Source organism: Verrucomicrobiota bacterium (assembly GCA_038744685.1).
GTDB lineage: Bacteria > Verrucomicrobiota > Verrucomicrobiia > Opitutales > Puniceicoccaceae > Puniceicoccus.
Genome location: JBCDMB010000002.1, coordinates 125,427 through 140,379, shown reverse-complemented (window position 1 = coordinate 140,379; position 14,953 = coordinate 125,427). Strand labels below are relative to the sequence as shown.

Below are 14,953 nucleotides of genomic sequence, written 5' to 3'. Positions count from 1 at the left end.
GACTATTCGACGACACTGAGGCGATGGAAGCTATCGGGATTGGAGGAGAGGTCGTAAACAATATCGACGTGTCTCAGGTCTCCGTCCTCGGTGATCCATTCCGGCAGCAAAACTTTCTGGTCCCAAGTGACCAGGTCGTTCGAGGTCTCGTAAATCAGGGTGCTTCCCGTCACGGATGCGTCGTAGGTGAAGCGAACGTGAAGTTGGCTGCCATCGGTGAAGACTTCGGGAACGTTGCGGCTTGTAGCGAGGGTCGGATCGGAAATGAGCCACTGCTCGAGAACGCTGACCAGTCGATCTTGGTCGGGATCGGCATTCGGAAGGGCATCATTACCGCTTAGCGACGGGTAACCGCTAATGAAATCCGTGAAGTCGGTGGTGACCCGTTTAAACTCGATCCAGTTCACATTTACCCCGCCGCTTGGGAATTCGAGACGGATCACCTGAATTCCCGACGAGAGAGTGAACTCGGGACTCGTTGCTGTGATGTAGGTCTGCCATCCCCCGGTTGAAGCAATGCTGAGGTTTCCAAAGAGCTCGGTGCCGTCGGACAACAATCTCGCGGAAGCACCTCCGGGATCAGACCCAACTCTTAGATCGAGCGTGTAAGTTCCTGCCTCGGCGACGTCGACGGTGTATTCCATCCAATCTCCGCTGGTAGTCCAACCGACATTAATGGACCCACTATCAGTGCCTCCGCTGTTTTGTAGATCAACGTTCTCACCGCTTCGGTAAGAACTGTCGCCATTGTTGCCGGGATCCGCATCGTTGTAGGCAATCCCCTCTCCGCCGATGTCGAAGTCTTCCGCTTCAATGCGTCCGGGAACCGGCCAAGGATTTCCGTTGTTTCCAAAAGGCTCCTGGGAACTAACCACAATCGAGACGGTGGAGGTGCTCAACGCTGTGGTGTCGTCAATCACAGTCAATTTTGCGGTGAACGTTCCGGCGGTTGTGTACGTATGGGAGACGGTTGCTCCTGTGGCGTCGTTGATTCCATCATTTTCGAAGTCCCAAGAGTAACTCGTAATGGTTGCCCCCGTTGATGCGGCGGAACCTGATCCATCGAATTGAACGAAAAGCGGGGACTCTCCGGTAAGGGGGGTTGCACTGATCAACGCGATCGGACTCTCGCCAGAATCATCCGGGTCCATCAGGAAATTGATGATTCTTCGCAAGAGCTCCTCGTTATCTTCCTCTTCAATGTCGGAACCGGGGCCATTGTTCCAAAGCGGTTGCCGGTCAAAGAGGGCGAGGACGTTTCCAGATCCTACTTCTGCGAGTGCCAGAGCTGCAAAGTCCGGATTGTTGATCGTAAGATTCTGTTGGAAGGGGATCGGTTCATTCTCGTAAGGAATCAGGCGAATAGCGCTGCCATTCGGATCGACCGCCACCGGAGAAACTCCTTCCCCTTCGAGAACGAGTCCAACCGTGCTTGTAGTAATCGGATGGCTTGCAGTGATTCCAGCAGTGGCTTGTTTGACTCCATTTCCCTGATCGACAGTGACCTCCATACCGTACTGGCTGATCAGGTTGTTGACCACACTTTGTCCGACCGGGTTCTGGGCACCGACTACATTGAACCTACCGCCCGAAGCAGAGTCGCTGTAGATCAGCAAGCCTCCACCGGCTCTCAGCCAGGTATCCAAAGCCGATTTCTCCGTGGAGGACCAAAGCTTTTGGTGGAGCCCGAAGATAATGACTTCGAATTGGTCAAGAAAAGCGGCGTCCAGTGTGGTGGTTGCGTCGTAATATTGCTCGATCGTATAGTCTTCGCCCTCGACCATCGTCTTGAATAGTGACAACCCAGTGTTTCCTGAGTCGGTTAAAAGCATTTGATCGTAGGGATCCTCGGCACCGGATGGGACATCGCCTGCTTCAGAAACATCGCCATAGATGTAGGCAACCTTCCGTGCTTTGGTGATGAGAATGACCCAATCCTGATTGGTCGTGTTCGGCGCCTGACCAAGCGAAATGTTTGCCGATCCACCCGTGACGGTGGTGACGTTGCTGGTCTGAAGATCGCCTCCGTTCCGTGGATCATACCACCGCACCGTGAAATCTCCGGATTGGCCGGATAGATCGAGGGTCGCCCCTTGGCCGTTTTCGTCAAAGACAATGTAGGATTCGCCACGTTTGTAGAAGCAGTAGAGCGCATTGTTCTGCAGACTGTTGTCATTGACCATCTCCCAGAACGGAACTTCGGATTTTTCAAAGAACTCCAATGCGTATCGACAGTAGTCCCACCACTCGTCGCGGCTTCTGAAGTCCTGTAAAGTCAGGTCAGAATTGGGAAAGCCGTAGCCGAAATACCATTCATTTCCGTAACCCCCCGCCAGCAGCGTGCCCCAGAGTGCCCTGCGCCTCGCATTCCTATGAGAGTTGCCTGCATTGCTGTCGGGGCGAAGAGCGTTTTCTGCATCGCCGGGCTCATCACAGGCCACGGCCCACGGTTTTCCGGCAGTCGCTGAATCCTCCACCCATTTTTTGATTTCGTTGTGGACGTCCGAAAAGTTCGAGTTGTTTCTTTGGACTGAGGCTCCGGTCAATTCCGATGCAGCTCCGAGGAGAGGTCCGTAAACCTCATCGGTATCGTTCGGATAAGTATGGATGACGATGTGGTGACCGTAGGGGTCGTTGTCGGAAAAGAACTGCGCATAGGATTTCACCCTCGTCTGGGTCGGGTCGTTCAATTCGTCGGCCCGCCACACATCATTTTCCTCGCCCAAATTCCAGTTGAGAGCGAGATGATGGCCAAATCGTGCGATCAACTCACGGTAGTAGAGCTTTCGTTGGTTACCGAGCTCTCCTCCGTCGAGCAGGAGATCGTTTTCGGTCTCCTGAGTCTTAAAGTGAAGAAAAAACCCTTGCTGGGTGCCGTGCTCAAAGAGGATTTCCCACTGGTCCAAGCGGGAGACGTCGAGCCGATCTCTTTCTGTGTAGTCGGCGTAGACGAATACATTCTTATCATCGCCCTCGATATTGAAGGTCAGAAACGAAAAGGAATTCAGACCCTCGGAAGCGAGGTAGTTCACGGCACCAATGATGTTCTTTCCGTAAGTGCCAGCCACTCCGTCCAGTTGGCCCCAAGTTGGATCACCAGTCTCCCAGTCTGCAGCGTGTGGCGACCAGGTCTTGATCGAAGATGCCTCCAAACCGAAGGTCCCCGTGTTGTAGTTGCCATCGGTCTTGAAGGAGCCGTCGAAGTCGGTGTAGGAGAGAAAGTTCTCCGGTGAATCGGGTCCCTGCTTCAAAAAATACTCACCGCCGTCGGCAAACTGAAGGTAATGTCCACCTACATATTCAAGGCGCCCTTTTCCTCGGAGGTCCCGTCCCGTTTTGTCGCTGGCGGTAATGGTGAAGCTACCGGTTGCTCCGTCAAAGCTGACCGGAGTTCCACTGACTAATTCGTCTGTTGCAACGTTTGTCCCAGTAACGAAACTGACGACGTAGGACCACTCACCGACCTTATCAGGGGCAAAGTGAACCCGCCATTTGTCGCCGCTGTTCGCTCCTGTATTTGCAGCGTTACCGTCTGCTGCAAAGTAGCCTGGAACGGTGTAGGTTTGACTGCTTGGACCAGTAAAAACGACATCCATGCGGTAATCGGTAAACGGGTTGGGATCGGCGGTTTCACTGCTGTTGGGACCATTGAAGGTCAGAGTAACTTTGTGCCACTTTTGAAGTTCACCGCTAAGAAGCCCACTGGTTACGGGTGTCCCCACCTCAACTTCCACCGCTTCTGATCGTGTAGTATTCGCGTCATTGTCTGTCGCGACTACTTCGAGGCGGTAGGTGCCTACTGCCAGGTCGCTCAGACTGATTGAATAGGGTGTAGCAGCGTCGATACCGGCTGACTGTCCATCGAGGAAAAACTCAACCTGGCTGATGGTCCCATTCGGATCGCTTGCCTCCGCAGTTACAGTGAAGTCAGCCGGGGCTGTTCCCGTCGTCCCATTGATGGGTGAGGTGATTCTAACTTCTGGAAGCGTGGCGGCTTGCTGGGCAGACAACGACAAGGCATCCAAGGCGGAGTCGTTTGGGTTCTTGCCAGTAGTCTCGTTGGCCAGGTTGTAAAGATCCTGATCCCAAAGGCCGATCCGATCTACCGCGTGATGATTCGAGCGAACGGCAATTTCGAGATAGTAGAGCGTGTTTGCCTGGAGGTCCCAGGAGAGTGAACGAGCGTCATTGTCTTTGTTTGAAGTCTGCCAGCTCCATCCCGTCGTGTTCATGTATACCTTATACCAATCGCCGGTTGGGTCATTGTCATTGCTGGCAGGATCAACGGGTGTGCCGCTCGCATCGGTTAAGCGGGCAAAGGAATCATTATGTTCAGTCGTGTTATCGCCCAACATGATTCGGCTGCGCCACTGAAGCTGATAGCGGCCCGCGTTGGAAATGTAGACGGGATAAGCGATTACGCCCTGTCCCGGATTGTTGAAATGGTCTTCGGTGCCGCGAAAGAAGCTGGTTCCCAGAAACCCGTTTACCGAAGTCTCTTCGGACCAAGGTGCAACGGGATCCATCGCCTCGACGTCGAAGATGACCAGTCCACTGGATTCAAGGAATGCGCCTGCTACCGGATTCGCGCTGGTCGACGGTCCAAAAATAGCAGCGGCTATAGCGGCGGTGGCAAAGAAACGGATTGGAGAAGTCATTTCGATACTTTTACGGGGTTACTTTTTCGCCAGATCGATTCGCTCGAGGAGACGCACGTGTAAATCCGAGCGAATCGGATCAAACTCGGGGTTGGTGGCCAAGTTGTAGCGTTGGTTAGGGTCCTTCTCCATGTCGTAGAGTGTAAAACCCTCTGGGTTTTTACGGACCTTCGGATACCACATGTAAGCCCACTTGCCTTGGCGAAGGCCGTAGCTGGTTGCAGTTTGGGTGAAAGCATCTTTCCGCTCAAGAGTCCCGTCCGTCGGATCGGATAGCAGAGGTTCGAGGTTTAGGCCTTGAACTGCGGATTGCTCTGGCAAGTTAGCAAGTGCGGTCAGTGTGGGGTAGAGATCGACGAGTTCTACGAGGTGATCCGAGTGCTTTCCGGGATTCTCCATTCCCGGCGCAGAGATGATCAGAGGAACACGGGTAGCTTCCTCCCAAAGAAGTTTCTTCTTCCATGAGAGATGTTCTCCGAGGAGATAACCGTGATCAGAAACGAAGACGATGATGGTGTTGTCCCGCAGTCCAAGCTGATCGACGCTCTCCACGAGGCGGCCCACCTGTCGGTCCATGTAGGTGATGCACGCGTAGTAGGCCTGGAGAATCTCCTGCCGCTCTCTCTGACCAATCTTGAGGTCTCGGCTTAACGCCTGTGGCGGGACATTCTCCAGCTGGCCGGGCAAAACTTCCGGTATCTCCATCGCCTCAACTGGATAGTCATCAAAATCTGCTTTCGGTGCCACGAAAGGGAAGTGGGGGCGGACGAGCCCGACGGCGAGGAAGAAAGGCTGCTTGTCTTCGGCGCGTTCTTTGAGAATAGAGATCGCTTTGTCGGTTGCGAGGGAGTCGGCGAGTTCTTCATCTCTTTCCGTGCTTTGGACAATCACCCAACTGTGCTGACCTCTCAGCTGTTTGACTGCTTTTAGATTCAAGGTGTCCTGGTCCCATTGATCGCGTAACTCCGGGTAGAGCTGCACGGTCGGGGGCGCAGTTACATTGGATACGAGACCCGGGTGAAAGGTTTCCAGTGAACGAATATTGTGTTTCTCGTCCCACGAAGGCGCGTGGTCCGCACCATCGGTGCCCATGATCACATCGTGCGGGATGTCCATGTGATAGATCTTCCCTACACGGGCACTCCAGTAGCCATGGTCCGCAAAATGCTGAGGTAGGCTGACAATCTCGTCGGCTAGGCTGACGTTGTTTTTGAGGATGCCGGTTTTTTCCGGATAAAGGCCCGAGAAGAGCGAAGCGCGAGAAGGGCCGCAGAGCGGAAACTGGCAGTAAGCATTCGTGAAGCTCACCCCGGATTCCGCGAGTTTGTCGAGGTTTGGAGTATTGACCTGTGGATGCCCATACCCGCTCAAAGCGGTATTCAGGTCGTCCGAAATAATGAAAAGGACGTTGGGAGGAGCGGACTCTTCGGCAGAGTCAGAAGAGTAGGCGAATCCGCTAAACCCAAAGGTGCTGCAGAAAAAAATTAAGGACTTCGGAAACATGAAACAGGAAAAGGGAGAGCGGCAGGGTCGAAAAAGTGGGGCGGTAGCTTCGTTCAGATCATTGTAACAAAAGCACCAGTTCTAATCGGGGACGTCATATTTTTCTTTGAGAAAATGAAGCTGATCAGTGAGCCGAGAAACTTGAGGAGCGTTCTCGGGATTGCTGTAGACGCTGGTCAGTTCATTGGGATCGTTTACGGTATCGAAAAGCTCCCATTCCTCTCCGTTCGGTACATCAGGACCGTAAAAACGAATGAGTTTCCAGCGACCATCGAACACTCCCTCATGACGGCGAACGTCGTGGATTCCCGGATACTCGTAGTAATGATAGTAGACCGAGTCCCGCCAGTTTTCGGGAGTTTCATTCTTGAACAAGGGGACCAGGCTTTCGCCCTGCATGTCATCGGGGATGGGCGCACCAGCCAAATCCAAAAAGGTTGGAGCAAAATCGATGTTCTGAACCAGATCAGAGTTGACGCTCCCTTGCTGAGTTAAACCCGGCCACTTTACAATCAAGGGGGTCCGAAAGGACTCTTCATACATAAAGCGTTTGTCGAACCAGCCGTGTTCGCCCAGATAAAATCCCTGATCCGAGGAATACAGGACAATCGTGTTCTGATCGAGTCCGGACTCTTTCAAGTATTCGACAATCTCTCCCACGCTTTCATCGATACTCATGCCGGTGCGGAGGTAATCCTTGACGTATCGTTGATAGCGCCAGCGAACCCAATCCTCACTTCCTTCTTCGAGATTTGCGTCGAAAAAAGCTTGGTTCCGCGGGTCGTAGGCTGCATTCCAAATCTCCCGTTGTTTGGGCGTCATCCGGAAATAGGCTCCTTCTTCACCTCCGGGAAGCTTGTTTCTCCCCGAGAACTTTTTATCCCCGGCGGCGATATCAGCAGCTGTCCGGAGTTTCAGATCTGTCTGCGGGCGCATAGTCCGGGCGATGGTCATGTCCTGCCCTGCGGCAGCTACCCCTCGATTGGAGTAGTCATCGAAAAGTGTTTCCGGCTCCGGAAGGGTGATGTCATCAAACAGGCCGACGTGCCGCGGTGCAGGCTTCCAGGTACGGTGAGTGGCCTTGTGATGAACCATCAACATAAACGGTTCATTTGGATCCCGCTTGTTTTCGAGCCAATCGATGGACTTCTCGGTGATAATATCCGCTACATAGCCTTCGTAGGTTTCCCTTCCTTCCTCAGTGATGAATTCGGGTTGGTAGTAAGAACCTTGTCCTGGCAGAACCTCCCAATAGTCGAAACCCTGCATCTTCCCGGCGAGATGGATCTTCCCGATCATTGCCGTTTGATAGCCGTTTTGCTGAAGGATTTTCTGAAACTGCTGCTGGTTGTGGTCGAATCGATTGTGGTTGTCGAACTTCCCGTGGACGTGGCTGAATTTGCCGGTGAGGAGAGTGGCCCGGGCAGGGGCACAGATCGAGTTTTCAACGTAACTCTTGTCGAATCGCATGCCCTCGGCAGCGAGCTGGTCGAGATTCGGAGTGGGATCAACCTCGGCTAAGATACCGCCATAAGCACCAATTGCCTGATACGTGTGATCGTCGGAAAAGATCCAGACGATGTTCGGTCGGGATTCCTCAGAGGCACGCGCAACCAGAGAGACCAACAAGAACGCGGCTGTGCAGCCTTTCAAAACACTTCGAAACCACATCCCGGAATCCGCGTTTTAACTTTGAGGTTTTCGAGTAGCAGAGCCGCCGGCACTGAGGGCATCGTAGATGTCCTCAGCATATTTTCCCTTCGCAAGAGACGACTTTGGCCGATTGACGATGGCACCACCGCCGTCGAGAAGTTTTAAACCATCCAAAGCCCACATCGAGTGGATCGGCCCTTCTGCATTTTCGGCCTCACCGACGAGGAAATCGAGAGCTTGGTCACGCTTTCCAATTTGGCCCAGTGAAACTGCAGCTGTGATCCTTACACTCGGACTCGGATCGTCTAACGCCGCTACGATCTCGCTTTGCGCTGGACGGGCGTCTTCGCCCAAAGCTCGTAGACCGACGGCACCCCAGTAGCGAATGCACTCGTTCTCGTCTTGGAGAGCTTGCGTAAAAGCAGGGAGATTTACCGGATTTTTTTCCGACGCGAGCTTGGCAAGAGCAAGTAATTCCTCAATCGGGTAGTTCTCATCCGATTGACCGAATTCGTAAACCGTTTGTCCCCTTGTCCGGTCAATTTTCTCCATTAGAGGCTCGGGCATGAAACCGAGATCACGAGTTTCGATAATCTGCTTGTCGAGAAGTTCACGCATGAGCTGCAGTTGTTCGGTTTCCGTAGTCGCTAGGTTGTTGATCTCGTGTGGATCAGAGGCGGTGTCGTAGAGTTCCTCTGACGGTTGAGGTTGGTAGTGTGCAGACTGTGCTGGAGTAGTTTTACCGGCGGCGAAGGCTTCGTATTGACTGACTTGGCCCGCATGCCGCAGAGGATATCCGAGCATCTGGAAGCGCACGCGATCCGACTCGAAATTCCGGATGTACTTCCAGCGACCATCGGTAATCGCACGCGATGTGTCCGGTGCTTCGTCAAAACGGGAGGAGAAGAGAAAAACGACTTCCGGAGCCGGTTCGATATCCTCTCCGAGAAAGATGCGCCCGTTCATCTGCGGAGGCGGCGTGCCACCCGTGAGGGAGATCCAGGTCTTGGGCATATCGATAAATTGGACCAGACGGTCTGAAACGGTGCCGGGTGGCTCGGGGGCGAGGTGCTGCCACTTTTCGGGAAAATTGACGATCAGCGGAACGCGGGTTCCGGTGTCGTGGAGGAAGCGCTTGCTCCGAAGAGTCACTCCGCCGTGGTCGGAGCAATAGGCGATGATCGTGTTTTCGCGCTCTCCAGACCTCTCCAGTTCTTCAATAATCTTCCCGACCTCCTTGTCCATCAACTCGAGACGGTCGTAGTAACGCCTCCAGTCCATCACCGTTTCCGGCGTTGGACTTTGATAGGGGGGCACTTCGATATCTTCTGCAGCTAGACGCGGGTTTGTTTGATTGCCGGAAAAAATGCCACTCTCATGGCTCTGTGTGAGGTTGAAGATTGCGAAAAAGGGCACTCCATCCGGCCGATTTTTGTAGTGTGCCTTTTGGCCGCTTACGTCCCAAATCCGATTCTTCTTTATCGACGCCGTGTTGTAGTCGGTCTTGTGCCGATTTGTGGCGTAGTAGCCTTCCTCTCGAATGACTTCCGGATAGGTCGTAAATTCTTTTCTTGGCACCTGGTATTGCGAGCGCATGTGGTGTGTCCCAAGGGTCACCGCAGGAATACCGAAGATCCAGCTGCTGCGGGCGACGGCACACACGGGAGCATTAGCGAAGGAATTGGTGTAAACGATCCCGTCCTCGGCCAGCTTGTCGAGATTCGGCGTCTTGGCATTTTCGTCTCCATAGCAGCCGAGAAACTGGCCATTATCCTCACTTACGATCCAAAGAATGTTTGGACGATCCGCATCGGGTTCGCCTCCGTCGATATTGGCAAGCCCATTTCCGGTCCAGAAAGCGGACAGGAACGCCAGGCAAATGAATGCAGGAATACGTCGCATAAATTAGGGGAATTTAGTTGCAGCAACTAGGGAATAAAAAGACGCTTGAAATCTCTATTTATTCCAGTCTACCTGCAAGATTAATCGTTTAGTCAAAACCCTACGGCAACAGTTCTCATGCATCTTTTGCCGTGAGGTGCATGGCTGCCAGTCAATTGGCGCGATTTTGTTACTCACTCCATGAAAGTCTCTCTCCTTTTTTCGGTCGTATTTTTCTCCCTCGTTACGCTCCTGAAACCCGTTGACGCGCGACCGCCCAACGTAGTCATTTTCCTGTCTGACGATCAGGGCTGGGGCGACCTTTCGATCACCGGGAACACGGACATGGCGACTCCGAATATCGACCGTTTGGCTACGGAAGGCGCTCGGTTCATGAATTTCTACGTAAGTCCCGTATGCTCTCCAACACGGGCTGAGTTTTTAACCGGGCGCTTCCATCCTCGGAGCAATGTCTATTCGACGAGTGAGGGAGGAGAGCGCATGGATGTAGACGAAGTAACGATCGCCGATGTCTTCAAGGAGGCCGGATACGCGACTGCAGCTTTTGGAAAGTGGCACAATGGTATGCAGTATCCTTACCATCCGAATGCTCGGGGATTCGACGAGTTCTACGGTTTTTGTTCCGGCCATTGGGGAAACTATTTTGATCCCATGCTCGAGCACAATGGCAAGGTCGTTCAAGGTGAGGGGTTTTGTGTCGATGATTTTACCAACCGCGCCATGGAGTTCATCCGCGAGCACAGGAACGAACCATTTTTTGTCTATTTGCCTTACAATACCCCGCATTCTCCGATGCAGGTGCCGGATGAATACTGGGACCGGTTCAAAGATAAGGATCTAAAATTGCAAAGACGCCCCGACGACCATACGAGGGCGGCCCTTGCGATGTGCGAGAACATTGATTGGAACGTCGGGCGGGTTCTCGACGAACTTGACGAGTTGGGCCTCGCTGAAGACACGATTGTCATCTACTTCAACGACAATGGACCCAACGGGCCGCGGTGGAATGACGGGCTCAAAGGAAAGAAAGGGGCTGTTGACGAGGGGGGTGTGAAATCCCCTTTGCACGTGCGCTACCCGGCGGCAATCGCGCCCGGAACCGTGGTTCATTCTTTGTCTTCAGCGGTCGATTTGCTCCCCACGCTGACTGAGCTGACCGGCTTGAGTTTTACCAGCGAAAAACCGCTCGATGGCATCTCCAAACTTCCTTGGTTGAAGGACGAGGATACACCCATGACAAACCGCATCGTCGTGAGCCATTGGGGCAAGAGACAGAGCGCCCGCAACCAACGGTTCCGTCTCGACCAGCGGGGTAAGCTCTTTGATATCGAGGCGGATCCGGGGCAGACAAAGGAAGTCACCAATACCTACCCGGAAGTTGCAGAAACACTGGGTAGGGCAATTGAAGACTACCGGAAAAATGTTTTGTCCGAACTCAGCCCACGCAAGGAGGACGACCGTCCTTTCATCGTTGGACACCCTGATGCTCGTTACACCCACCTCCCGGCACGGGATGGAGAAGCCAGTGGTGGAATTGAGCGGAGCAGCAAATGGGCGAATTGCTCCTACTTCACGAATTGGAAGCGGGAAGGTGAGAGCATCTCATGGAAAGCCGAGGTGCCCGAAGATGGCCGGTTCAAAGCCACTCTCTACTACACCTGCTCGGAAGCGGGCGTCGGCTCAGAGGTAACCCTTGAGTCAGCTGGGAACCGACTCGATTTTGTCATCGATGAACCCCATGACCCGCCTTTGCTGGGGGCGGAGGATGATCGCTCTCCTCGAAAAGAATCGTATGTGAAGCGCTTTAAGGAAAAAGAGATTGGAGAGATCGACCTGTCCGCTGGCCCTCAAGTGATGAGGCTCGTTGCCGAGAAGGTTCCGAATGGAGAAGTGATGGATTTCCGCCTTCTCGTCCTGGAGCGTCTTCAGTAAAGCGAACCCTGAGAAAGAAATGAATAAAACAAACCCTTTGCCTTTATCCCGCATTCTCAAGGCGCTTCTTTGTTTCAGTTTTCTGAGTACCTTTTGTTTTGGAGAGAGTAGGCCGAACATCGTTTTCGTCTTAGTGGATGACATGCCGTGGTGGGGCACATCGGTCGCCCAGATGGAGGGAAACCCTCAATCGACCTCTGATTTCCGGGTAACTCCCAACATTGAGCGCATCGCCGAGCGGGGAATGACTTTTTCAAACGCCTATTCAGCAGCCGGCATGTGCGCCCCTTCGCGAACCAGCATCCAAACCGGTCTTTCGCCGGCACGTCACCTTTTCAGCGGAAACAGTAACTTTGGAGATTCCGCTCCCGACGAGGTTTTTTACGAGCTCAAGAGGAGAGACCAGGATGGCTTGCTGATCGAACCCAGTCCGATCGGAACGTTGCAGGATGAGTTTGTGACGATTGGAGAGGCTCTTCAAAAACAGGGCTACGCAACGGCACACGTGGGAAAATGGCACGTCTACGGTGGAGGACCGGAGCGTCATGGCTATGATGTGAGTGATGGGGAAACCTCGAACACCGAAGGGTCACCGAGGAAGAGCGAGATCGACGAAAGCGACCCAAAACGAATCTTCAGTATGACGGATAAAGCGATTGAATTTATCGAGGAGCAGCACCGCGCCGGCAAGCCGTTCTATGTGCAGATTTCTCATTACGCCGAACACAACAGGCAGATGTCGCTGCCCGAAACTCTCGAAGGGATGCTTGCGCTCGATTCGATCGTGGAAATCGAAAGAGATGGAGCTAGAAAGGAAGCCTCGACTCACGGTGCGGCTGTCCGCGACATGGATTCGGCAATCGGCGAGGTTCTGGATCGGCTCGAGGAATTAGGGATTCGAGACAATTCCTATTTCATCGTCACGTCAGACAACGGCAAGGATCTCTACAATGGAGAGGATAGTGTCCTTCGTGGAGACAAGTGGTGGCTTTGGGAAGCTGGGATTCGGGTGCCTTTTATGATCGAGGGACCTGGTATCGCTCCCGGATCAAGGTCGAGCATCAACATCGTCAACTATGACCTACTGCCGACTTTTTACGAGATCGCCGGCGGCGACTCGGTGGCCTTGGAGGATCGCGTTGACGGTCGTAGTCTTCTCCCCGTTTTCAGGGAAGAAGGCGATGAAAGCTTCGTCGACAGATCCCTCTACTTCCATTACCCACATCTCCGGAACTCAACTCCGCATTCAGCCATCATTCGGGGGGATTTCAAGCTCTACACCTTTTATGAAATACCGGATGAACCGCATCTCTACCGGCTTAGTGTAGATTTGGGCGAAACGAAGAATCTGGCTCGCCAGATGCCAGAAACGGCAAGTTCTCTCCTTGACGACCTAAGTGGGTATCTGGAACGGGTTGGTGCCTACCTTCCGAAGCCCAATCCCGATGCGAGCCCGGATGCGGAGCCCTTTGACCCCGAGGTAGAGATGCCGCCGCTCGCCTCGCGTAACTAGTAGGACCAGCAGTCGAGCAGTTTCTGTTTTTTCTCCACAACCGAATCATGACTTCAATGAAGACTTTCCTTCTCCCTTTGCTTCGTTTTTCTGCACTCAGTGGAGCTCTTTCCGGAGTTGCGCCGTTCACCAGCCTCGCGCAGAGCAATGAGCGTCCAAATATCATCTGGGTGTTTTCGGATGATCACGCCTTTCAGACGATTGGTGCTTACGGAGGTCGGATGGCCCATCTAAATCCGTCCCCGAATCTGGATCGTCTGGCATCCGAGGGAATGCGCTTCGATAAATCCTATGTCAGCAACTCCATCTGCGGTCCGGCTCGGGCAACGATTCTGACCGGAAAACACAGCCATGCTAATGGCTTCTACGACAACAAGAGTCGTTTTGATGGATCGCAGCAGACCTTCCCGAAGCTCTTACAGGACGCTGGTTACGAGACGGCAATTATTGGGAAATGGCACCTCACTTCCGACCCGACCGGATTCGACCACTGGGACATCCTTCCGGGACAGGGTCACTACTACAACCCCGACTTTATCAACAGTGACGGAAAATACCGGGAAGAAGGCTATGTTACCGAGATCATAACGGACAAGACTTTGGATTGGCTCGAATCGCAGCGGGATAAAGACAAACCGTTTATGTTGATGATGCAGCACAAGGCACCTCACCGGGAGTGGTCGCCCGCGCCAAAATACCTGACGCTCTACGACGTCGTGGAGATTCCAGAGCCCGACAATTTGTTCGATGACTACGAGACGAGAACGACGGCGGCGCGCGAGCAGGATCTCTCGATCGCGGAAACGATGACCTATGGAATGGACCTAAAAATCCAGGAACGCGACGAGGAAGAAAGGTTGAAAAAACGGGTGATCAGGCGGATGAACGCCGATCAGCGCAAAGCGTGGAACGCAGCCTATCAGCCGAAAAACGAGGCTTTCCTTGCGGCAAATCTGGAGGGAGAAGACTTAATCCGTTGGAAATATCAGCGCTACCTCAAAGATTATTTACGGACGACAAAATCGGTCGACGACTCTATGGGAGCGTTGATGGAATACCTTGAAGAGTCTGGTTTGGCGGACAACACAATCGTCTTTTACAGCAGTGATCAGGGCTTTTATATGGGCGAGCACGGCTGGTTCGACAAGCGATTCATGTATGAAGAATCGTTTCGCACTCCTCTGATAGCCTGGTGGCCCGGAAAGATCGAGCCGGGCTCCGTCAACGAGGATCTCGTCCAGAATATTGACATGGCGGGCACCTTCTTGGAATTGGCTGGAGAGCCGGTTCCGGAAGATCTTCATGGAAGGAGCATCGTTCCGCTTCTTGCAGGAACGAAACCATCTGATTGGCGCGATTCCCTCTACTACCACTATTACGAGTATCCGGGTATCCACAGCGTGCGCCGGCATGAAGGGGTTTTTGGAGGTCGTTACAAATTGATCCGCTTTTACGGTCGGGATGTGCCGGGAGGAGAAGAGTGGGAGCTTTTCGACCTGGAAAAGGACCCTTCTGAAATGAACAATGTTTACAACAACCCGGAATACTCAGGAATTGTCGCCAGCTTAAAAGACGAATTGGAGACTCTTCGGGCTCAATACGGGGCGAACCAAGAGAACACCCAAGGAAACATTCGCAGGAGAAAAAATAGTTCCTAGCTTAGGGTTCTCGGATCTACACCTATTGACTGACGGACCGGAAATTTTGTCAGGCGTATCAGCTGTGGTGCGTTTTCAAAGTCCTGATTCGGGAAGATCAGGATTTTTGGATCAAACCTCAACCGGATTTACTT

7 protein-coding genes are annotated in these 14,953 nt (G+C 53.2%); 3 read left to right on the top strand and 4 right to left on the bottom strand.

The features are described 5' to 3' along the window. Positions 1 to 2 precede the first annotated feature (2 nt). The 4 genes from AAGJ81_01980 to AAGJ81_01965 all read right to left on the bottom strand — a co-directional run bounded on the left by AAGJ81_01980 (position 3) and on the right by AAGJ81_01965 (position 9,716). Positions 3 to 4,658 (bottom strand): DUF5060 domain-containing protein, encoded by a 4,656-nt coding sequence (locus AAGJ81_01980; protein MEM0964906.1) that lies wholly within the window; start codon positions 4,656 to 4,658, stop codon positions 3 to 5. A gap of 18 nt (positions 4,659 to 4,676) precedes the next feature. Beyond that, a complete protein-coding gene (locus AAGJ81_01975; GenBank protein MEM0964905.1) occupies positions 4,677 to 6,161 on the bottom strand; it encodes a sulfatase in 1,485 nt (494 codons plus the stop codon). A gap of 81 nt (positions 6,162 to 6,242) precedes the next feature. Next, the gene (locus AAGJ81_01970; protein ID MEM0964904.1) at positions 6,243 to 7,832 is read right to left on the bottom strand and encodes a sulfatase; all 1,590 of its coding nucleotides are present in this window, start codon (positions 7,830 to 7,832) and stop codon (positions 6,243 to 6,245) included. Between the two features lie 15 nt (positions 7,833 to 7,847). Continuing rightward, positions 7,848 to 9,716 (bottom strand): sulfatase-like hydrolase/transferase, encoded by a 1,869-nt coding sequence (locus AAGJ81_01965; protein MEM0964903.1) that lies wholly within the window; start codon positions 9,714 to 9,716, stop codon positions 7,848 to 7,850. A gap of 180 nt (positions 9,717 to 9,896) precedes the next feature. On the opposite strand from AAGJ81_01965, the gene AAGJ81_01960 reads away from it, so the two are divergent. The 3 genes from AAGJ81_01960 to AAGJ81_01950 are packed head-to-tail and all read left to right on the top strand — an operon-like array spanning position 9,897 to position 14,819. Continuing rightward, the gene (locus AAGJ81_01960; protein ID MEM0964902.1) at positions 9,897 to 11,648 is read left to right on the top strand and encodes an arylsulfatase; all 1,752 of its coding nucleotides are present in this window, start codon (positions 9,897 to 9,899) and stop codon (positions 11,646 to 11,648) included. A 19-nt stretch (positions 11,649 to 11,667) separates the two neighbouring features. Continuing rightward, complete coding sequence (locus AAGJ81_01955) at positions 11,668 to 13,161, top strand: sulfatase (GenBank protein MEM0964901.1); 1,494 nt, start codon at positions 11,668 to 11,670, stop codon at positions 13,159 to 13,161. A gap of 56 nt (positions 13,162 to 13,217) precedes the next feature. After that, positions 13,218 to 14,819: a sulfatase gene (locus AAGJ81_01950; GenBank protein ID MEM0964900.1), complete on the top strand. Its 1,602-nt coding sequence runs from the start codon at positions 13,218 to 13,220 to the stop codon at positions 14,817 to 14,819. The last annotated feature ends 134 nt before the right edge of the window (positions 14,820 to 14,953 follow it).